At 37.5% G+C, this 19,458-nt stretch carries 16 protein-coding genes and 1 other annotated feature; of the genes, 12 read left to right on the forward strand and 4 right to left on the reverse strand.

What is annotated here, in order from left to right; all coding sequences use genetic code 11:
* The first annotated feature begins 279 nt into the window (after window positions 1-279).
* Window positions 280-1,647, forward strand: coding sequence for a PTS sugar transporter subunit IIC (locus tag BUB96_RS03950; protein ID WP_073296751.1), 1,368 nt, complete (start codon window positions 280-282; stop codon window positions 1,645-1,647).
* A gap of 160 nt (window positions 1,648-1,807) precedes the next feature.
* Window positions 1,808-2,767 carry a DUF1002 domain-containing protein gene (locus BUB96_RS03955; protein WP_073296753.1) on the forward strand — a complete coding sequence of 320 codons (960 nt, stop codon included), beginning with the start codon at window positions 1,808-1,810 and terminating at the stop codon, window positions 2,765-2,767.
* 65 nt (window positions 2,768-2,832) lie between these two features.
* Here BUB96_RS03955 and BUB96_RS03960 read toward each other — a convergent pair whose 3' ends face one another.
* Window positions 2,833-3,423, reverse strand: a complete 591-nt coding sequence (locus BUB96_RS03960) for a TetR/AcrR family transcriptional regulator (RefSeq protein WP_073296756.1) — start codon at window positions 3,421-3,423, stop codon at window positions 2,833-2,835.
* Between the two features lie 117 nt (window positions 3,424-3,540).
* Between BUB96_RS03960 and BUB96_RS03965 the strand changes: the two genes are divergently transcribed.
* The 4 genes from BUB96_RS03965 (at window position 3,541) to BUB96_RS03980 (ending at window position 9,895) form a co-directional block, all read left to right on the forward strand.
* Complete coding sequence (locus tag BUB96_RS03965) at window positions 3,541-4,242, forward strand: ABC transporter ATP-binding protein (RefSeq protein WP_073296758.1); 702 nt, start codon at window positions 3,541-3,543, stop codon at window positions 4,240-4,242.
* Between the two features lie 10 nt (window positions 4,243-4,252).
* On the forward strand, window positions 4,253-8,203 hold the full coding sequence (locus tag BUB96_RS03970; RefSeq protein WP_073296760.1) for an FtsX-like permease family protein: 3,951 nt from the start codon (window positions 4,253-4,255) through the stop codon (window positions 8,201-8,203).
* A 138-nt stretch (window positions 8,204-8,341) separates the two neighbouring features.
* Window positions 8,342-9,166 carry an SMP-30/gluconolactonase/LRE family protein gene (locus tag BUB96_RS03975; protein WP_073296762.1) on the forward strand — a complete coding sequence of 275 codons (825 nt, stop codon included), beginning with the start codon at window positions 8,342-8,344 and terminating at the stop codon, window positions 9,164-9,166.
* A 156-nt stretch (window positions 9,167-9,322) separates the two neighbouring features.
* Window positions 9,323-9,895 (forward strand): DapH/DapD/GlmU-related protein, encoded by a 573-nt coding sequence (locus BUB96_RS03980; RefSeq protein ID WP_073296764.1) that lies wholly within the window; start codon window positions 9,323-9,325, stop codon window positions 9,893-9,895.
* Between the two features lie 136 nt (window positions 9,896-10,031).
* Here BUB96_RS03980 and BUB96_RS03985 read toward each other — a convergent pair whose 3' ends face one another.
* From BUB96_RS03985 to tyrS, 3 genes are all read right to left on the reverse strand, one after another.
* Window positions 10,032-10,913, reverse strand: a complete 882-nt coding sequence (locus BUB96_RS03985; RefSeq protein WP_073296766.1) for a LysR family transcriptional regulator — start codon at window positions 10,911-10,913, stop codon at window positions 10,032-10,034.
* Between the two features lie 36 nt (window positions 10,914-10,949).
* Window positions 10,950-11,699: an AAC(3) family N-acetyltransferase gene (locus tag BUB96_RS03990; protein WP_084136819.1), complete on the reverse strand. Its 750-nt coding sequence runs from the start codon at window positions 11,697-11,699 to the stop codon at window positions 10,950-10,952.
* Between the two features lie 66 nt (window positions 11,700-11,765).
* Window positions 11,766-13,034, reverse strand: a complete 1,269-nt coding sequence (gene tyrS, locus BUB96_RS03995) for a tyrosine--tRNA ligase (protein WP_073296770.1) — start codon at window positions 13,032-13,034, stop codon at window positions 11,766-11,768.
* A gap of 103 nt (window positions 13,035-13,137) precedes the next feature.
* Window positions 13,138-13,342, reverse strand: a binding site (T-box leader).
* A gap of 158 nt (window positions 13,343-13,500) precedes the next feature.
* On the opposite strand from tyrS, the gene BUB96_RS04000 reads away from it, so the two are divergent.
* From BUB96_RS04000 to BUB96_RS04025, 6 genes are all read left to right on the forward strand, one after another.
* Window positions 13,501-14,328 carry a Cof-type HAD-IIB family hydrolase gene (locus BUB96_RS04000; RefSeq protein WP_073296772.1) on the forward strand — a complete coding sequence of 276 codons (828 nt, stop codon included), beginning with the start codon at window positions 13,501-13,503 and terminating at the stop codon, window positions 14,326-14,328.
* Window positions 14,329-14,515: 187 nt separating this feature from the next.
* Window positions 14,516-16,546: a methionine--tRNA ligase gene (gene metG / locus BUB96_RS04005; protein WP_073296775.1), complete on the forward strand. Its 2,031-nt coding sequence runs from the start codon at window positions 14,516-14,518 to the stop codon at window positions 16,544-16,546.
* Window positions 16,547-16,760: 214 nt separating this feature from the next.
* Window positions 16,761-17,534: a TatD family hydrolase gene (locus BUB96_RS04010; protein ID WP_073296778.1), complete on the forward strand. Its 774-nt coding sequence runs from the start codon at window positions 16,761-16,763 to the stop codon at window positions 17,532-17,534.
* Window positions 17,535-17,537: 3 nt separating this feature from the next.
* A complete protein-coding gene (gene rnmV / locus BUB96_RS04015) occupies window positions 17,538-18,104 on the forward strand; it encodes a ribonuclease M5 (RefSeq protein WP_073296781.1) in 567 nt (188 codons plus the stop codon).
* Window positions 18,097-18,993, forward strand: a complete 897-nt coding sequence (gene rsmA, locus BUB96_RS04020; RefSeq protein ID WP_073296784.1) for a 16S rRNA (adenine(1518)-N(6)/adenine(1519)-N(6))-dimethyltransferase RsmA — start codon at window positions 18,097-18,099, stop codon at window positions 18,991-18,993. Before rnmV ends, rsmA begins: the two co-directional genes overlap by 8 nt.
* Before the next feature lie 134 nt (window positions 18,994-19,127).
* Complete coding sequence (locus tag BUB96_RS04025) at window positions 19,128-19,406, forward strand: Veg family protein (protein WP_073296786.1); 279 nt, start codon at window positions 19,128-19,130, stop codon at window positions 19,404-19,406.
* The last annotated feature ends 52 nt before the right edge of the window (window positions 19,407-19,458 follow it).

The raw sequence follows: 19,458 nt of genomic DNA on the forward strand, positions 1-19,458 counted from the left end.
CTATAAATAACCAGAAGACTTGTTACAAGATTATCTCTCGTAATGTTATTCTAAATAACTCGTCGTAAGGTGACTATAAATTAAAAAATCAATGAAAACCTACTGCATTCAACTTTTACACATAAAATAATTGACAACGCTTTCTTTTAGTGGTAACTTTATTTTGATAATAGATATATTATTATGAAATATAATTTTAATGTGTTCGCTATAAAAAAAGGAGGGAAGAAAGTACAAATTATCAGAATGCATTAAAAAATAAAATTTAGAGGTGGAATTATGTTTGATAAGCTTACAGCTTTTATTGAAGATCATTTACAAGAACCGATGACGAAACTCTCCAATCAAAGGCATTTAAGAGCGATTCGTGATGGTATTATTGCAACATTACCTATTATTATTGTAAGTTCGATGTTTCTAGTGATTGCTTTTCTTCCGAACCAACTTCCCGAACACTGGGCGTTGACGCAATGGCTTTCGGAAAATGCGGCAACGATATTGCTTCCATATCGAATGTCTATGTTTATTATGACCCCCTACGCCGTGTTTGGTATTGGTTATTCTTTAACACGATCCTATAATTTAGATGGATTATCTGGAGCTATTATTGCTGAATTGGCTTATTTATTAACCATCGTTCCGATGACAGGACCAGAAGCTGGAGATGAAATTTTAGCTCTTGCAGAAAATTCGCCTCAATTGGCTGAGTTTTTAGAAACGGTTCCTGAAGGATTTTTATTACCAATGGAAAACCTGGGTGCAGGTGGAATGTTTGTGGGAATGATTTCTGCGATTATTGCGGTAGAAATTTATCGTTGGAGTATGGTGAAAGGTATTCGAATTACGATGCCTGAACAAGTTCCGCCATCTGTTGCTCGCTCATTTGAAGCTTTAGTTCCAACAGCAATTGTCTTGCTACTTTTTGCAACCGTTACTATGTGGTTTGGTGTAGATGTTCACGGTTTAGTTGGACAAGTGGTAGCACCATTAGTTACCGCGACGGATACTTTGCCGTCTGTCTTAGGGATTACTTTTATCGGTATGCTCTTTTGGACATTCGGGATTCATGGATGGAATATTGTGGGCACGATCGCTCGACCGTTATGGTTAGTATTATTAGATGAAAATACGGCTGCCTATGCTGCAGGGGAAGAAATTCCAAATATTGCTGCAGAGCCTCTTTATCAATGGTTTATTAATATTGGTGGTTCAGGAGCAACGATTGGTTTAGCGATATTATTTGCCTTCTTCTCAAAGTCGGCCTATCTAAAAGCACTTGGAAGAACGTCATTTTTACCAGCCGTCTTTAATATTAATGAGCCTTTAGTTTTTGGTACACCTATCGTTTTAAACCCTATAATGATGATTCCATTCATTATTACTCCTTTAATTTTAGGGACGATTTCATGGTTTGCAACGACTGTAGGATTGATTAATCCTGTGGTAACACTAGCTCCATGGACCCTGCCAGGGCCAATAGGAGCCTACTTTGCGACAGGTGGAGATTGGCGAGCCGCTTTACTGAACGTCATCTTAATCATACTCTCCTTTGCAATTTACTACCCATTCTTCAGAATTTACGACAACAACTTATTGTTAGAAGAAGAAGGAAAAGATCCAGAAGAAGAGTTAGCAACGAATAGATAAATTAGACAAAATGAATTAAATCCCTTGAGGTCATTTTTAACTAAATGGTCTTAGGGGATTTTAAATTTTCTCGGTCTTTAGTCTGTTTCATCTTGAAAATGGAATGTGGTATAATCAACCTATAATAAAGTAAAAAAAGACGTATAAGGAGACTTTTACAATGAAAACTTTTATTAAAAAACTAAGTAAAGCGATCGCGGGAGCTAGTGCGGGATTAATTCTTGCAACTGCTGGGGCGAGTTCTGTTCAAGCCATTGATACCTCTGTGGTAGATGAAGCTTGGGGAAAGCCAACCTTTGTTTATGGTGGCGGCTTAACGGAAGCAGAAATTCAACAAACGGCTGATTTATTAAAAATTGAAGATATGAATAATGTTGCAAGTACACCAGCGACAGGTGAAGATTTACAAAAATATTTAGGCTATGGTTCAGGAAATTCAGCCAGTATGGTCTCATCCGTGCTTGTTCAAAGAGACAATAATAGTGGTGTGAATGTAGATATTATCACGCCAGAAAATATTAGCGTCATCACCGAACAACAATATATTAATGCCGCAATTACAGCTGGAGTAGAAGATGTCAATATTGAAGTAGCCAGTATTCGACCAGTTACTGGAGAAAGTGCGTTGACAGGAGTCTATAAAGCCTTAGAAGTTAACGGGGAAGAGCTAGATCAAGAACGAATGGAAGTGGCTCAAGATGAATTGGAAGCCACCAGTGATATCGCTGAAGGCGAAGACCTTGATGAAGAAGAATCCAATCGTTTAGACGGTGCGATCGTTGAAATCAAACAACAACTCGCCGACATTAAAGAACGTACCGATAATTTGGCAACACGCGAAGAAATCGAACAAATCATCAATGATGCTTTAGAGAAATACGATCTTCAAAACACGATTTCGATTGACAATATAAATATATTGATTAATTATTTCGAGAAGTATCAAAATACAAGCGCTATTGATTCTGAAGAAGTGAAAAAACAACTGAGTGAATTTGCAAATGATTTAGGGGACCGTTTAGGGGATGCATGGCAACAAGCGGAAGAAAGTGGCTTACTCGATCGAATCGCAAATTTCTTTAAAGATATCGTACGATCTATCACCAATTTATTTAACTAAAATTAATCGTTTATAAAATAAAGCGATCAAACCTCTGATTACACAGGGGTTGATCGCTTTTTTGTTTAGATTAATAAATCAAAAGGAGAGATTTGTTTAGCTTGAGTAATAATGCGTGCAATTTGTTCGGGTGATTCATAAGTTCCTTTTTCTATCCACAATTCAATAATCGTGACCACACTTGATAGAAAGATTTTTTCAGCATAGTCTGCGGGGAGATGTTCTTTCGAGCGTAGTTGGTTGTCTGTTTCTTGTAGTTTCGATTGGATCATCTCGCTTATTACATTTTCAACTTTTTGAATAAAGTTTGGGTCTCCACCGTCTCCAGCCAAAGCTTCTATAAAATGATAATCCTTTTTTATATAGTTTAAGGCTTCTAAAATCTTTTCGTAAGGAATCAATTCGGCAGGTTCGTCTGTCTCTTCATGTTCAAGATTTGTTAAAAGGATTTCTTTTAAATCTTCAATGATGTCCATTTCTAATTTATCGAGTAAATCATATTTATCTAAATAGTGCAGATAAAAGGTTCCGCGGTTAATATTTGCTTCTCGAGCTAAGTCACTCACGGTTAAAGAATCGAATCCTTTGTCCTTAATCAATTGGATAAAGGCTTTTTTTATATTTTCTTTAGTATTTGTTTTTCGTTTTTGTTCCATGAAAATTTACTCCTTATTTCAACATTTAAAAAATATTGTTTATTGAATTTATTCTTCTTTGATTCTATACTATATCTCGCTTTAAATCAACACGTTGTTTCATTAGGAGGAAGATAGATGAGTTATATAGAAGTAAAGAATAGTTATAAACGCTATCAAATGGGTGATACAGAGATTGTTGCGAACAACAACGTCTCTTTTGAAGTCGATGAAGGAGAATTGGCAATTATTTTAGGGGCTTCAGGTGCCGGAAAATCAACGATGTTAAATGTCTTAGGTGGTATGGATGTCAATGACGAAGGGCAAGTGATTATTGATGGAAAAGATATTTCGGGTTATTCTGAAAAACAATTAACCAAATATCGTCGAAAAGATGTGGGTTTTGTTTTTCAATTTTATAACCTCGTACCTAATTTAACAACCAAAGAAAATGTGGAGTTAGCTTCTGAGATTGTTGAAGATGCTTCAGATTCTATTGATGTTTTAAATAATGTAGGACTAAAAGACCGAATCAACAACTTCCCTGCTCAATTATCCGGAGGCGAGCAACAGCGAGTAGCCATTGCTCGAGCGGTGGCAAAGAATCCAAAAATTTTATTATGCGATGAACCAACAGGTGCTTTGGACTACGAAACAGGAAAACAAATTCTACAAATCTTACAAGATATGAGTCGGAAACATGGTGCGACTGTTATTATTGTGACGCATAATGGCGCTATAGCTCCGATTGCAGATCGCGTGATTCATATGCATGATGCCCAAGTGAAAAGTGTGGAGATTAATCCATCACCTGAAAAAATTGCGGATATTGAATGGTAGGTGACCAAAATTGAAAAAAACGCTATGGAAAGATATTTTTAAATCAATTAATAAATCAAAAGGTCGTTTTGTATCCATAATGGGTCTTATGTTACTAGGGTCTTTTGCTTTAGTTGGATTAAAAGTAACGGGACCAGATATGCGAGCAACAGGAGAAACTTATTTTAATGATTTAAATGTTTCGGATTTAACGATCATTAGTGATTTAGGTCTTGATGAAAATGATGAAGATACGATTCGAAAGGCAGAGGGAGCCGATCAAATTGAATTTGGCTACTTGAAAGATGTGGTTTTGAAAGACACGAACACAAGCTTGCGAATTTTTTCAGACTCTAAGAATCTTTCGGACTATCAACGGATAGAAGGAAAGCTCCCCGAAAAAGCCAATGAAATTGCTCTCGATGAACAATATACTTCTGAATATAACATTGGCGACACTATCGAATTTACTGAAAAAGAAGATGTAAATGGAGAAAAATCTTTAAGCCAAGAGTCATTTGAAGTCGTTGGTTTTATTTACTCCGGCGAAATTATCTCAAATGTAAATTTAGGTCAATCAACAGCAGGAACCGGTTCTTTAAAAGGTTATGCAGTTGTTTCAAAAGAAGCGTTTGATTCGGATTATTATATGTTAGCACGTATGACTTTTGAAGACACCCAAAATATGGATCCTTATTCTGACGAATATACGGATAAAATCCAAGCACATAAAAAGGATCTAAGTGAACTTTTAAAAGATCAACCCGATATTCGTTTAGCCACCATCAAAAAAGATTACCAAAAAGAAATTGATGATGGGCAAGCGGAGATAGACGATGCGAAAGAAGAAATTAATGATACACAAAATCAATTAAATGAGGCTAAACAACAGCTTAAAGATGGACAAGAAGAAATTGAAACCAACGAAAAGAAACTAAATGATCAAGTAGCTGAAGCACAAGCTCAAATTGATGATGGTCAAAATCAAATGTCTGATGCAACAGTTTCGATATCAGAGGCAGAGAAAAAATTATCAAAAGCACAAAACCAACTGAATCAAGGGCGCACCAAGTTAGACGACAAATGGGAGCAATTAGTCTCAGCGAAACAAGAATTAGCGAATGCGAAAAAGTCATTAGCGGATGCCAATATGCAACTACAAAATGGCTCTTCTGCTATTTACGAAGGTCGTCAACAAATTGTCGCTGGTTATCAACAAATGGAAACTAGCCAGGATCAGTTAGCGCAGGCTGAAAAACAAATCAATACAGCCGATCAAACACTCACTCAAAAACAAAATGAATTTGAGCAAAAGAGTCAACGATACCAAGAAAACAAACAAGTTTTTGATCAAAAGAAGGAAGAATATGAATCTAACCTTGCCCAAGTTCAAAAAGCACAGGATGAACTAGATACGAAAGAATATGAACTAGAACAGGCAAAAGAACAAATAAATACTGGAATCCAAGAGTTACAAAAAGAGGTTGATCGTTTAGAAGATAAATCAAAGGATTCACAGTTATCTCCAGAAGAAAAAGAAGAAATACAAAAGCAGTTAGAAAAAACACAACAAGCTTTAGAAAATACTCAAAAGGAAAAGGCAACTTTCTTGAAAGAAACGTATGCTCCGAAAAAAGCTGAGCTTGCCGCAACACAAACAGCTTTAGAGGCTAAAAAGAAAGAACTAGCGAAAGCTGAATCTTCACTAAAAGAAGGAGAAGAAGAGTTAAAGGCAGCCAAATCTCAATTAGATGCAGCCAAAAAACAACTCACAAAAGCCAATCAAGAGTTGGCTACGAAGAAAGAAATGCTTCAAACAGGACAACAACAATTAGCTGCTGGTAAAAAGACGTTAAGTGAAAAAGAAAATTTGCTGAAAGAAAAAGAAGCAGAATATCAAACAGGTTTGAAGGAGTATAATGCGGGGATTGTAGATTATAACCAAAGCATGAACCAATATTATGCTGGATTAGAAGAGTGGCAACAAGGTGCCGCAACGCTTGATAAAAAATCTGTTGAATTTCAAAAGAATGCAAGCAAACTTGCCCAAGCACAAAACGAGTTAGCGGATAAACAAAAAGAACTAACCGCCGCTAAAGATGAGTTGGCGACTAAAAAAGTGGATGGGGAAACACAACTAGCAGACGCCAAACAAACCCTCACAGACAAAGAAAAAGAATATGAAGAAAAAGCACAAGAATTTCAAGATAAATTACCTGAAATCGAAGAAGAGATTCAAGAAAATCAAGATTCGCTAGACGAAGCTCAAGAAACATTGGATCATCTTTCAGCACCTGCATACTCATTAAATAGTCGTCGTGAAATACCGGGAGGAGAAGGGTATAAAATCTATAGTACGATTACTTGGATTGTTGATGCAATAGGCAATGTCTTTCCGATCTTTCTATATTTTGTAGCAGCTTTAGTCACTTTTACAACCATGACTCGCTTTGTAGATGAAGAAAGAATAAATTCTGGTACGTTAAAAGCTTTAGGTTATGACAATCAAGATATCATGAAGAAGTTTATTTTTTATGGATTAGTTTCAGGATTGAGTGGAGCGATTATAGGGATTATTTTAGGGCACACTTTAATGCCTCTCATTGTTTATAATGCTTATCGTTCAGGTTTCACAGTGCCTAAAATTGAGTACCATTTTCATTTAGGAGTGACCTTAGTTGCATTACTTCTAGCGATTGCAAGCTCCGTGCTTCCAGCTTGGTTGGTGGCCCAAAGAGAGCATAAACAAATGCCCGCTAATTTATTGGTTCCTAAAGCACCATCCGCTGGTTCAAAGATTTTACTTGAACGTATCACTCCACTTTGGAATCGGATGGACTTTACCCATAAAGTAACGGCTAGAAATCTTTTCCGCTACAAAAAACGAATGTTTATGACGATCTTTGGTGTAGCAGGTTCCGTTTCTTTATTATTTGCTGGCTTCAGTGTGCAACATTCCATCAGTGGAATCAATGAACGTCAATTTGGAGATTTGATTCAATACGATGCCATTGTAGCGAAAAATGATTATGTGCCAGCCAACCAACAAGATGAAATAGATGAACTTTTACAGTCCACTGAAGTGGCTCAATATGAAACCATCCACTTTGAAGAAATGACCAAAGTTGCTGGAGAAAATAAAGATACGCAAGAAATCAAATTAATTGTTCCAAATAATCCAGATCAATTTTCTAACTACGTGCATCTAGTCAATCGAAAAACAGAAGAAAAAATTACGATCCCAGAAGATGGAGTAGTTATTTCAGAACGTTTAGCCGAATTGTTGGACGTGGATGTGAATGATACAATCACTCTAAAGGACAGTAAAGATCAGGAACAAGAAATGAAAGTTTCCGCGATTACTGAAATGTATATGGGTCACTTCGCCTTTACGAGCACAGAAGGCTACCAAACTATTTTTGGTCAAGTACCAACAGATAATGCTTATATGGTTAACTTGAAAAATCCTACACTTGAAAATACCGAAGATCAAGCCGCAAAATTCATGGATTTATCCGGAGTAAAAGGTGTTGTTCAAAACACAACCCTAACCAACGAAATTTCTACCATTGTTGACTCCCTAGATCAAATTATGACCGTGCTCATTATTATTGCTGTACTCTTAGGGGTTGTTATTCTTTATAACCTCACGAATATCAACGTTTCCGAACGTATCCGTGAACTCTCTACGATTAAAGTTTTAGGGTTTTACGACCGAGAAGTCACCCTTTATATTTATCGAGAAACCATCCTATTGACTTTACTCGGTATTTTAACAGGTTTCGGAATCGGCGAATGGTTGCATCAGTTTATCATTACGGTTGTTCCACCAGAAGATGTCATGTTCAACCCCGCTTTATCCGTCAGCAGCTTCCTGATTCCGACCGTGGTCATTTCAATCGTGACAATTATTCTAGGCTTTGTCATCAACCACCGATTGAAGAATGTAGACATGCTCGAAGCTTTAAAATCTGTGGATTAATCGCTGCCTCTTTGTCAAAATACGATGTTGAAAGGCTTCGAGTTTAAGGAAAAGTGCTGACTAGAAAGGCTAAGCGTTTATTTTACGAGAGAGATTAGCTATAGTATAAGTAGAATGAACGTTGAAAGGACGGGTAATATGCCAACAAACTTAACACCTGAACTGGTTTTTTATACAGGAAATACTCTACTTGAAGGACCTTTCTGGGAAGAAAAAAACAATCTTTTATTTTTTGTTTCCATTGATGACGAAATGATTTATCGTTTCAATGAAGAAACCACTGAGATCACTTCTTACCCAACGAATGGCCCTGTAGGAGCGGTCGTCTTAGATCAAGAAGGGAATTTAATTTCTGCTGAAAAGAGTGGGATTTATTTAATTAAGCAAGAAACGGGTGAACGCACATTTTTGATGCAACCCAATGAAGATGAGCGTTTACGCTACAATGACGGAAAGTTAGACCCCAAAGGACGCTTTCTGATTGGAACGATGGGTTATGAAGGCACTTTTGAAGGAGCGTCTAGTCTATACGCCATTGAAGATGGCAAATATAAAGAGGTGTTGTCCGACTTAACTCTGTCCAATGGCTTAGGTTGGTCAGAAGATGGAGAAACCTTTTATCATATTGATACACCTACACATAAAGTGAAACAGTATGATTATGATTTGAATTCTGCAGAAATATCTAATGGACGTATCGCTGTAGAAATTTCAGGTGGCGGGGCACCGGATGGGCTGTGCGTTGATATCGATGGACATCTTTGGGTCGCAGAATACGGTGGAAAACGAGTATGTAAATGGAATCCAAATACAGGCGAAAAACTGGATGAAATCTCAATGCCTGTTACAAATATCACCTCTTGCTGTATTGGAGGCACCGACCAGAATTATTTATACATCACCACCGCTCAAAAAGAAGGCGAATCCTTATCTGGTGGCTTATTCCGAGTGAAAATTAGATAGAATTAAAGACTTCCAACTAATCAATCAAAATTAGCTTGGAAGTCTTTGTTTTATCGATTCCATTTATCTATCGCAGACCATGAAAACTAACCATTTCTATTAAATGGTATTTTAGTCTAAGATAATGAGTGAAAATCTTTTAGGAGGCGATTAAAAATGTTAAAGGATTTATTGAATCATTTAAACGAGGGAAAAACATTCCTTGGTGGTTCTGAGCTAGAAAGTGTCATGCAAGAAGTGGCGATTGAAACACAAAAGCAATTAGCTCAAATCAATCATACGTATAAGACAGACCTTGAAATGAAAGAGGGAGTCGCTCATATTTTAGACAAGGAAGTTCCAGACTCTGTGCGTATTCGCCAACCTTTTTATATGGATTTTGGAAAAAACATTGAATTTGGGGAAAATGTCTTTATCAATGCAAGTGTTCATATGCAAGATCAGGGTGGGATTCGAATTGGAAATAATGCCTTGATTGGTCATCAAGTTGTTTTTGCAACACTGGATCATGATCTTATGCCAAACAAAAGAGGCAATTTACATCCGGCACCTATTGTTTTAGAAGATGATGTTTGGATAGGTTCCAATGCTATGATTTTAAAAGGAGTGACGATTGGCGAAGGTTCTGTGATTGCCGCTGGAAGCGTTGTGACTAAAGATGTGCCTGCAAATGTTATTGTTGGAGGAAATCCAGCACGACTACTAAAAAGATTGAGTGACAGAGAATAAAATAAAAACAAAGAGATTTAAAATGAGTTAGCAGATGAACTGAAACAGGTATTCATCCTTTTGAATAGACTTAATGTTTTATGTGATGTATAGGAAAATAATGAAAAAGCCCTAATTTTATAGGGCTTTTTCATCTTCAATAATTTAAATATTCACGGACAGCTTCTAAAAAGATAGTAGCAGCAGATGACAAAACATGATGTTGATGCCAAATGAAGTATAAAGGAGCTTCCATTTGAGGATTTAAAGGTCGAAACACAAGTTTGTCCGTTTTACTTGAGTTGACTAGCTTGTCGAGTGAAATCAAATAACCCAGTCCTTCTTCTGCTAACATTACCGCATTATTGATTAAATTATAAGAAGCAAAAATATTTGCTTCTTCCATCGAAAGCCCTAACCATCCTGTAAGTTCATTGGTTTTTAAAGCTTGTTTAGAAAGAATAAGAGGTTGATCTTTTAATTGTTCAGGACTGATTGCATCAAAGGCGGCTAAGAGATCCTCTTTTTTAAATAAAACTCCCCAGCGGTCTTTTGTTGGTAATTTTAGTGCATGATACTTTTCTAAATTAGGTGTTCCCACGAGCAACCCAAAATCAATTAAGCCTTGATCTAATTGTTCTGTCACACTAAACGCGTCTCCGCTATGGATATCAAAAGTAATCATTGGATGCTCTTCATGAATCTGCTTCATTATTTTAACGAGATTACGAAATGCATCACTTTCTGCCACACTTAATTTTATGTTGCCATGAATGACTTCTTCGCTCTTTTGAAGATCGTTAAACGTTTTTACTGTCAAACCTAAAATCGTTTTAGCTCGATCGCGTAAAATATAGCCTTCTTCGGTTAAAACCATTCGACGACTTTCTCGTTGAAATAATTTTACCCCTAATAAATCTTCTAATTTATTTAGCTGTTTGGAAAGTGTCGGTTGTGTCACGTGTAAAATTTCAGCAGCGTGTGTCATATTTTCTTCCTGAGCAATGGTCAGAAAATATTCCAATAATCGTGTATCCATGTACCCTCCCTAAAAAGGCAACCTGTTCAGAATTTCTTAAGTTAAAGCACGAAATTCTTCGATAAATTCCTCTGTTAAAGGCTCATTGTCAGAAAATAAATCCGGATCCATTTCAAGCATCATTGAAATGTACTTGGTTAATTTGACCGTATCACAAACAAGAACTTTGGCATCGCCAAATTGTGCATACTCAATCGCTCCTTTTTCAGCGAGCAACTTTTCTACTTTCCAGTAATACAAAGAATAATGAGAGACATGCCGTCTAGAAGGCACTTGAATTTCTGTGCCATCTGGTAAAACGGTCACGAGTGCTTCATGATGATCGGTTAAACGATTGGGAATATCTACCCATTCTTCAATACCATGTATAAATGTATTTCGTGTTAAATCCACACCGACTAATAAAATTTTAGCTTCTCGATCTAAAAGCTTTCCCCATGAGGACCCACGAGCGATGGGAGTATTAAATTGCTCATCTCCAGCAACAAATTCCTCGGCTCCATCTCCAAGAGCAGCGACTGAATGTGTGGGATGAAGGGAACGGACTACATCAGGTCGCTTTCTGAAAAGCTCTGTTAAAATACCAATATTGGTCGGTGTTTCTTCAACATAAAATTTAGGCTGTTCTTCGTTGATATGTGCCCAAGTATGAGTTGGAAAGACTAGTAGTCCATCTTTCATAAATTCAGAAAATGCATCTAAGACCGTGTCGGCTTGACCTTCAACTTCCCCAATGCTTTTCATGGAAGAGTGAATGATGATTGTTCCTTTAGAATCGATATTCATCGTTTCTAATTGTTTAATTAAATCTTCTTTTGTGTAAATTGTAAAGTCCTCCGTTTTGATTCATATTTAGTTTTCTAAATGCACCATAAAATAACGTTTTTTACCACGACGAACCAAGATGAATCGTCCTTCGTAACTATCTTTTTCGCTAACCACATAATCCGTGTCTTGAATTCGTTCGCCTTTTAAATAAATCGCACCGTTTTGAATATCTTCTCGAGCTTGACGACGAGAAGGAGAGATTTTAGTTTCATCTACTAAGAAGCTTACCAAGTCTGTCTTTTTGGCAGGAGCTTCCATTGAAGGAACATCTTTAAAAGACATTTCAATTTGGTCGGCTGAAAGGTTTTGAACATTTCCAGAAAATAAGGCTTCAGAGATTTGAATCGCTTCATCTAAAGCGTCTTGCCCATGCACAAAACGTGTCATTTCTTCGGCAAGTACTCGTTGAGCTTCACGTTTATGGGGCTCTTTTTCAGTTTTTTCTGCTAACTGTGCAATGTCGTATTGAGATAAGAAAGTAAAGTATTTTAGGTATTTGTCAATATCACGATCATCTTGATTGTACCAAAATTGGTAAAATTCGTAAGGGGTTGTTTTCTCTGGATCGAGCCAAACAGCACCATCCGCTGTCTTCCCAAACTTAGTTCCATCGGCTTTTAATAATAATGGAATCGTTAAACCGTATGCTTCGGCCTCTGGTCCTTCCTTTTTACGAATTAAGTCGAGACCTGAGGTAATATTTCCCCATTGATCCGAACCGCCAACTTGAAGTTGCACGTCCGCTTCTTGGTATAAATGTAAAAAGTCAATCGATTGAATAATTTGGTAACTAAATTCAGTGAATGAAATGCCTGTATCTAAACGGCTAGACACAATATCTTTCGCCAACATTGTATTAATATTAAATTCTTTTCCGTATTCTCTTAAAAAGTCTAAGAAGCCTAATTTACCAAGCCATTGGTAGTTATTCATTAAACGAATTCCTGATTTGTCTGAACCAGCATCAAATAAATGACGCATTTGTGCGCTTAATTTTTCTGCGTTGTCATTAATTTGTTCCATTGTTTGCAGTTGACGTTCAGATGTACGTCCACTTGGATCCCCAATGGAGCCTGTTCCGCCACCGATTAAAACAACGGGTTGATGTCCTGCCATCTGAAATCTTTTCAAAATCATAAATGGAATTAAATGACCAATATGCATACTGTCACCTGTTGGATCAATCCCGCAGTATAAAGCGATACTTTTTTCATCGAGTAATTTTTTTAACCCTTCTTCATCGGTTTGTTGATTAATGGCGCCTCGCCATTCGAGTTCATCGATAATATTCATTGTTTTTCCCTCCAAAATAAATTTCTTGTCCTTTTTGTTTAAATAGTTGAAAGAATGCATGCTTACTTAAGAAAACAAAAAAACCGACAAAAACAACAGTTTTTGCCGGGACGAATTTTCCGTGTTACCACCCTAATTGAATAACGAGATGCATTATTCCACTTTTCCTTTTAACGCAAGGCTAAAACGCTACAATATGTAGTTGCTCCAAGCTGTAATTCGCAAAGAATGTGTGTACTGACTTCCACCAACGCCAGCTCTCTATCACAGGGACAATCTCTACTACTTCGGCTCTTCATCACAAGATTTTTCAGCTGTCATCATTATAGTTAAGCCGAATTGAAAAGTCAATTCATGAAAAGAAACTTCATTGCTAAAAAAGGATTCATAGATTCAAAATGGTCCGTGAAAAGCTAAAGAATATGGTATGATAATGAAGAACACTGTAAAGAGATGAGGGTGTATAATGAAGAAACTAGTCTTTTTCGATATAGATGGAACACTAGTAACACGAAATGATTCAATCCCAAAATCAACGATTGAAGCCATTCAGCAATTAAAACAAAATGGCAACATTCCCGTCATTGCTACGGGAAGAGCACCGGTCTTAATGAAAGAAGTTTCTAAAAAACTTAATATTGATAGCTATATTTCAATGAATGGTCAGTATATTGTTCATGAAGGTGAAGTGATTTATTCCAATCCCATTGAAATGCCGCTCGTCGAACAAGTGGTTGAAGTTGCGAATGAACGACAAGATGGGATATTGCTCTCGACAGCCGATGAGATTATTGCGAATTCTTTAATTTCTCTGGTCAATCGCGGGACACTTTTCACGTTCTTAAAAGGACTTGTCGGGATTATTCCAGAACGCGTTCAAGTAAAAATGTGGAACCGTATGATGAAGAAAGCTCCTGAAAAATCCGATTATGAAAACAAAGAAATTTATATGTTAAATATTAATGCGAACCAAGAAGAAGAAGCCGCCTATGAAAGAATCTTTGGCGAACAATTAAATCTCACCCGAGCCAATGAAATGTCGATGGATATTATAAGTAAAAATGTTTCAAAGGCAACGGGTGCAGAGCGGATGATCTCTGCTTTGGGCGTTTCACATCAAAACACTTTTGCCTTTGGTGATGGGTTAAATGATATGGAAATGTTAAACTTTGTAGGTACAGGTGTGGCGATGGAAAATGGCTTTGAAGAATTGAAAGCAAGAGCTGATTTTGTGACGGATTCTGTATTTAATCACGGCATCGCCAAGGGCTTGAAAAAGCTCGAGCTTATTTAGCCTCTTTAGATGTGACGAATGAAATCGACCGACAAGGGTTCTTGAGGACATTTTGGAACAAAGAGGGGCTTAAAAGAAATAGGAAAGGAACCGCACAAAGACATTCTACGCTACTAAAGAGGGTGTTTTTGTGCTATAATTTTACAGATTATGATTATAGATGGACATTTAGAAAAGGATGGATACCGTGTCAGAAAATAAAGGCTATTACATTACAACGCCGATTTATTATCCAAGTGGGAAATTGCATATTGGTAGTGCATATACTACAATCGCTTGCGATATTCTTGCGCGTTATGAGAGATTACAAGGAGAAGACGTGTTTTATTTGACGGGAACGGATGAACACGGACTAAAAATTCAAGAAAAAGCTGAAGAAGAAGGGTTGACGGAAAAAGAATTTGTCGATCGTCAGGCCGCAGATATTCAGGAACTTTGGAAAGAATTAAAAATTTCAAACGACAAATTTATTCGAACCACCGACTCAGAACACGAGGAAGTGGTAGCGAAAATATTTGAGAAGCTATTGGAACAAGGGGATATTTATTTGGATGAATATTCCGGTTGGTATTCGGTATCGGATGAAGAATTCTTTACGGAATCTCAGTTAGAAGAAGTATATCGTGATGGCGAGGGTGCTGTCATTGGCGGAAAAGCACCAAGTGGCCATGAAGTGGAATGGGTCAGCGAGGAGTCTTATTTCTTCCGTATGAGTAAGTATGCGGATCGTTTGTTGGAATATTACGAGGAGCATCCTGACTTTATTCAGCCAGAATCACGAAAAAATGAAATGATCAATAATTTTATTCGTCCGGGCTTAGAGGACTTAGCTGTTTCCCGTACGACCTTTGATTGGGGCGTGAAGGTGCCATCGAATCCTAAACACGTGGTTTATGTGTGGATTGATGCATTGACGAATTATATTACGGCCTTAGGTTATGATCCAGAATTGGGTGCTTTTGAAAATCAACCCGAACTCTTCCAGAAATTCTGGCCGGCGGATGTGCATATGGTAGGGAAAGAAATTGTTCGCTTCCACACGATTTATTGGCCAATATTATTGATGGCTTTAGATTTGCCTTTACCAAAACAAATTTTTGGGCATGGCTGGCTTTTGATGAAAGATGGAAAAATGTCAAAATCTAAAGGAAATGTTGTGTATCCTGATTTCTTAGTGGGTCGATATGGGTTAGATAGTTTGCGTTATTACTTAATGCGTGAAATTCCATTTGGTTCAGATGGGATCTTTACTCCTGAAGATTATGTAGTTCGTACAAATTCAGACTTAGCGAATGATTTAGGAAACTTATTAAACCGTACAGTCGCAATGATTAATCAATATTTAGAGGGACAAATTCCAGCCTTAGGTTCAGATAAAAATGAATGGGATGCGGATCTTGAAGAAGCAGCGGCTAATGCAATTACTGGTTACACTGACTCTTTAGATCATCTTCAATTTAATGTGGCACTACAAAATATTTGGAAATTGATTTCACGAACCAATAAATATATTGATGAAACAACTCCTTGGATTCTTGCGCGAGAAGAGAAAACAGCCGAACTTTCTAATGTGTTAGCTCATTTGGTTGAAAGTTTACGAGTTGCGGGAACGCTCTTGCGTCCTTTCCTAGTCGAAACGCCTGAGAAAATGGCCGAACAATTAGGCTTGGAATTAGAAACGGATATGTCTTGGGACAAGCTGGCCTATGGAAACTTCCCTGAAGGACGAAAAGTAGTTAAAAAAGGACAACCTATTTTCCCTCGCTTAGATGTCGAAGAAGAAACCGCGGTGATTCAAGAATCGATGGCCCCTCCTGTTGAAGGAGCGGATGAAGAAACAACATGGAACCCTGAAATGACCGAATTAAGTTCCGTTAAAAAAGAAGAAATTTCTTTCGAACATTTTGATGCGGTTGAACTGAAAGTAGCTGAAGTAATGGATTGTTCACGTGTCGAAAATGCTGATAAATTACTGAAATTCCGTTTAGATGCCGGAGACGAAGGCGGAGACCGCCAAATTCTTTCAGGTGTCGCTGAATTTTATTCAAACCCGGAAGAATTAGTTGGGAAAAAAGTAGTCATCGTAGCGAACTTAAAACCTCGAAAAATGCGTGGAGAAATTAGCCAAGGGATGATCTTATCCGCAGAAGATGAAGCAGGGAATCTAGTCTTATTAGATGCGCCTCTTCAAATGCCAAATGGCGCAATTGTGGGCTAATCGCTAAATGAATGAAATAAAGGAAGGGCAAGCTAGTCTTGTCCTTTTCTATTTAAATATATAGGGAATGAGAAAGTAACGTAAAAGCTTTTCACATCCTAAAATTTGAATGCTTGTTATGTGAGATAGCTCTCCACTTATCTGATCCGTATAATAACGCTGACTAGTTAATAAATCATCGATTCGTAAGAAAAGTAAAGGAGTGAATGTATGTATGTTATTTGATACGCACGCACATTTAAACGTAGAACAATTTGCCAAAGATGAAGCGAAAGTAATCCAACGTGCCAAAGACCATGGCGTTTCTCGAATGGCTGTCGTAGGTTTTGATCATGAAACGATTGCCAAAGCGCTTGAATTGAGTAAAACGTACGAAGGCATTTACCCAATCATTGGTTGGCATCCAACCGAAGCAGGAAGTTATTCAGATGAAGTCGAAGAAAAACTAATTCACCTCATTCAGACAGAAAATATCGTTGCGATGGGTGAAATGGGCCTAGATTACCATTGGATGGAAGATCCAAAACCTATACAAATCGAAGCTTTTAGAAGACAAATCCAAGTAGCCAAAGAACTCAATATTCCGATCACGGTTCACAACCGCGAGAGTACAGAAGATATTTATAAAGTGTTAAAAGAGGAACACGTTGAAGATATTGGTGGAATTATGCATAGCTTTAATTTAACCCCAGAATGGCAAGAACGCTTTTTAGATTTAGGGATGCACATTTCATACAGTGGGGTATTGACCTTCAAAAATGCACCAGCTGTAAAAGAAAGTGCGAAAGTGGTTCCTTTAGACAAAGTCCTAATCGAAACGGATTCTCCTTATCTAAGTCCAATGCCTTATCGTGGCAAACGGAATGAACCGAGTTATGTCCGCTTTGTTGCAGAAGAATTAGCTGAATTGCGAGGAATGTCTTTAGAAGAAATCGCAGAAATCACGACTCGAAATGCCAACAAAATATTTAATTTAACGGAAGATTAGAAAATGAAACCAAAAATAAAAGAAATAATTGTAGTCGAAGGAAAAAAAGATACAGAGCGCATCCAGCTAGCAGTAGATGCCGACACCATTGAGACACAAGGATTGGCATTAGAAGATGACACACTCGCCTTGATCGAACACGCTCAAAAAACACGAGGCGTGATTGTGTTTACCGATCCCGATTATCCGGGAGAAACAATTCGCAAAAAAATTTCACGAGAAATTCCCGGAGTAAAACATGCATTCATCATTCCCGCTGAAGGGGTCCCGCGCCACAGAGGAACACTAGGTATCGAGCACGCTTCCGTCGAAACCATCCGCCATGCCTTAAAAGGGCTCTATAACATTTCAGATGAAACAGAACCCACAGTCTCCAAAACCTTCCTTCGGGAAATGGGCCTGACGGCGGGACGTCAGGCCAAAGCGCTTCGTATCCAATTAGGCGAAGCCTTACGAATTGGGTATACCAATGGGAAACAGCTTCAAAAACGCCTAACCATGTTTGGAATTACAGAAGAAGAAGTGGCAATTACCATGAAAAAAATAAAAGAGGAGGGCATCAATGACTAACCAACAAGACATTGCGACACCAAGTCACACAAATGAAATATTAAATAAATATAATTTAAGTGCGAAGAAAAGCCTAGGACAAAATTTCATTATTGATACAAATATTTTAAGAAACATTGTAAAAACTGCTGCCGTAGACGAAAAGACCACCGTCATCGAAGTAGGACCTGGAATAGGGGCTCTAACAGAACAAATCGCTAAAGAAGCCAAAGAAGTCTTTGCCTTTGAAATTGATGACCGCCTTCTTTCCGTTTTAGATGATACACTGTCTCCTTATGATAACGTGACGATTTTGCATCAAGATATTTTAAAAGTGGACTTTGAATCCTTTAAAGAACAATACTTAGAAGACACCACGCGACTTGTCGTTATTGCAAATTTACCTTATTACATCACTACCCCTATCATCATGCATTTGATTGAAAGCTCACTCGAAGTGGATGAAATGGTGCTCATGATGCAAAAAGAGGTCGCCAGTCGCTTAGAGGCAAAGCCAAGCACAAAAGCATACGGCTCACTATCTATCGCCATTCAATATTATATGGACGTCGAAGTCGCCTTTACTGTGCCTCGGACAGTTTTCATGCCTCAGCCGAATGTGGATTCAGCCATTATTCGATTAAAAACGCTGAAAGAACCTCCCGTCCAAGTGAAAAATGAGCCTTTATTCTTTAAAATCGTCCGTGCTTCCTTTGTTCAACGTCGAAAAACGATTTGGAATAACTTAAAAAAAGCATTAGACGATAAACAAAAAGAACAAGAATTAAAAGAAGCTTTTCAAAAAACAAATGTGGATTCTTCCCGCCGTGGGGAAAGTTTAACCATAGAAGAATTTGGTCAATTAGCGGATGCATTGGTTACCTGCAATTTAACCGATTATTTTCTTTAAACACAAACACTCAAAAAAGAGCAAAACGTGTGAAAAAACTGTGAAACATGCACTATAAAGCCATTATTAAGGGTTTTTAATTTAATTTTAATGTTTTGTGTGTTATAATGGTTGTATTGTAAGGGGTGTCGCTAATGACAGCAACCATCGAGAACATTAAAGATAAATTTACTGAATTAGTTGGCGAAAAAATTATAATCACAGTTGAAGCAGGAAGACGTAAGACAACGACCCACAAAGGAACACTTGCCGAAACTTATCCGGCTGTATTTATAGTAGAACTCGATAACTATGAAGATTCATATGAACGTGTTTCTTATAGTTATGCAGATGTATTAACCAATGCGATCGAAGTTAATTTTCCGGATCGAACACCAGTTAGTGCAGCAGAAGATGAAGATATTGAGGGATAAGTATTTGCCGTATAGCATGAGAGAAACGAGATATTAAAATAAATAAAGTGTA

The sequence above is a fragment of the Atopostipes suicloacalis DSM 15692 genome, from assembly GCF_900129085.1.
Classification (GTDB): domain Bacteria; phylum Bacillota; class Bacilli; order Lactobacillales; family Carnobacteriaceae_A; genus Atopostipes; species Atopostipes suicloacalis.

Bases quoted from the DNA above. Each gene is read 5' to 3' on its own strand.
- BUB96_RS03950 (WP_073296751.1), top strand. From the start codon at position 280: ATGTTTGATAAGCTTACAGCTTTTATTGAAGATCATTTACAAGAACCG.
- BUB96_RS04010 (WP_073296778.1), top strand. From the start codon at position 16,761: ATGTTATTTGATACGCACGCACATTTAAACGTAGAACAATTTGCCAAA.
- BUB96_RS03990 (WP_084136819.1), bottom strand. From the start codon at position 11,699: ATGAATATCGATTCTAAAGGAACAATCATCATTCACTCTTCCATGAAA.
- BUB96_RS04000 (WP_073296772.1), top strand. From the start codon at position 13,501: ATGAAGAAACTAGTCTTTTTCGATATAGATGGAACACTAGTAACACGA.
- BUB96_RS03975 (WP_073296762.1), top strand. From the start codon at position 8,342: ATGCCAACAAACTTAACACCTGAACTGGTTTTTTATACAGGAAATACT.
- tyrS (WP_073296770.1), bottom strand. From the start codon at position 13,034: ATGAATATTATCGATGAACTCGAATGGCGAGGCGCCATTAATCAACAA.
- BUB96_RS03960 (WP_073296756.1), bottom strand. From the start codon at position 3,423: ATGGAACAAAAACGAAAAACAAATACTAAAGAAAATATAAAAAAAGCC.
- BUB96_RS04025 (WP_073296786.1), top strand. From the start codon at position 19,128: ATGACAGCAACCATCGAGAACATTAAAGATAAATTTACTGAATTAGTT.
- rnmV (WP_073296781.1), top strand. From the start codon at position 17,538: ATGAAACCAAAAATAAAAGAAATAATTGTAGTCGAAGGAAAAAAAGAT.
- BUB96_RS03965 (WP_073296758.1), top strand. From the start codon at position 3,541: ATGAGTTATATAGAAGTAAAGAATAGTTATAAACGCTATCAAATGGGT.
- BUB96_RS03955 (WP_073296753.1), top strand. From the start codon at position 1,808: ATGAAAACTTTTATTAAAAAACTAAGTAAAGCGATCGCGGGAGCTAGT.
- BUB96_RS03985 (WP_073296766.1), bottom strand. From the start codon at position 10,913: ATGGATACACGATTATTGGAATATTTTCTGACCATTGCTCAGGAAGAA.
- rsmA (WP_073296784.1), top strand. From the start codon at position 18,097: ATGACTAACCAACAAGACATTGCGACACCAAGTCACACAAATGAAATA.
- BUB96_RS03980 (WP_073296764.1), top strand. From the start codon at position 9,323: ATGTTAAAGGATTTATTGAATCATTTAAACGAGGGAAAAACATTCCTT.